We start from the raw sequence: 1,229 nt of genomic DNA on the forward strand, positions 1-1,229 counted from the left end.
CGACAAGCACAAAACCGAAAGCTGAGGGAACAAAGAAAAAACATAAACCACTGATTTTATTTGATTAAGCATAACGCTGCGTTAAGGGGTGAATGCCGCATAAACCAAGCTTCCGCAGACCACTTTCACCACCAAAACCAACCGCATACCAAAAATGCCACGCGGCATGAATCCCACTTAAACGCTTTGTTAGTTGCATAACTGATGTTTGCCAAAGAACTTAGTCCAAATTGTCAGGCGTGCTAAGGTTCGTACCACAAACCTTACATTTATAATCACCCGTTGGCTCACCTTCCATCAAAGCACTTGCTATTGCAGCGAGTAACTCAGAAAAGAAACCTCTTGATTCAGTTTTAGGTTCTGTTTTTGAAAAGCTCTCATACTTATGAACCGTAACTTTTTTGCAGTTACAACAGAACGCTTTTGTTTCCTCAGCGCCGTAAGCATGTACCACTTTGCTTCTCCTTTGATACGAATTTATCTTCTAGCAACTAACGCCCGCTTAAGTGGTGAGCAACGCAATACGATGCTTCTGCAAACCGCCTAAATCACTAAAATGAACGCATGGTAAAAATGCCACGCGTTGCGAATCCGTCTTAAAGCGTTTGTTATGTGCCTCGTCCACACCAAAGCTCGAAAATGTCATTTTCCTCCTCAATTGCTATAGAGCAATTAATGTCATCCACTGACCATTTGTAAATAAGCTGCCCATGAATTTCGGCTACTTTTAAGTCAACATCTTGTGATAATGCTGCCTCTACTTGACCATTCGTATAATTGAAACCTCTCTTTGAGCACTGAATCAACAACTCATTTGTTGGCTTTTGATATACAGCATCACATCCACCAACTTGATTGGGAAGATTTTCGAGAGACGAGACAAGATCTGAAATTGGAATTCCTGACACAGATTCAGAAGAGATAAAGAAGCCCACTGATTCACTCTCGGTTTTAACTCGCCCATCACACCCTGTGACTACGACTGCCACGAACAAAACAGCCCATTTAGTATATCCATTCATGCGAAAATTTATCCTATGAGACACATAACGCTGCGTTAAGGGGTGAATGCCGCCCAAACCAACCTTCCGCAAACCAGTTTCACCACAAAAACTCACCGCATACCAAAAATGCCACGCGGCATGAATCCCGCTTAAACGCCTTGTTATACGTGGATTTTGTAGGTTAAGTCGGCGACTTCGTCACCTGTAATGCCTCTGAAACCCCAA

Annotated in this window: 2 protein-coding genes; both read right to left on the minus strand. The window is 42.7% G+C overall.

What is annotated here, in order from left to right; genetic code table 11:
* Positions 1–220: 220 nt before the first annotated feature.
* Positions 221–454 (minus strand): hypothetical protein, encoded by a 234-nt coding sequence (locus LZU85_RS20850; RefSeq protein ID WP_031419124.1) that lies wholly within the window; start codon positions 452–454, stop codon positions 221–223.
* A 154-nt stretch (positions 455–608) separates the two neighbouring features.
* Positions 609–1,022, minus strand: coding sequence for a hypothetical protein (locus tag LZU85_RS20860; protein ID WP_017420634.1), 414 nt, complete (start codon positions 1,020–1,022; stop codon positions 609–611).
* Positions 1,023–1,229: the final 207 nt, after the last annotated feature.

Source organism: Vibrio floridensis (assembly GCF_021852965.1).
In the GTDB taxonomy this organism is placed as follows: domain Bacteria; phylum Pseudomonadota; class Gammaproteobacteria; order Enterobacterales; family Vibrionaceae; genus Vibrio; species Vibrio floridensis.

What these genes read in the sequence shown, in the direction of transcription:
- LZU85_RS20860 (WP_017420634.1), bottom strand. Translation starts at nt 1,022, where the DNA reads ATGAATGGATATACTAAATGGGCTGTTTTGTTCGTGGCAGTCGTAGTC.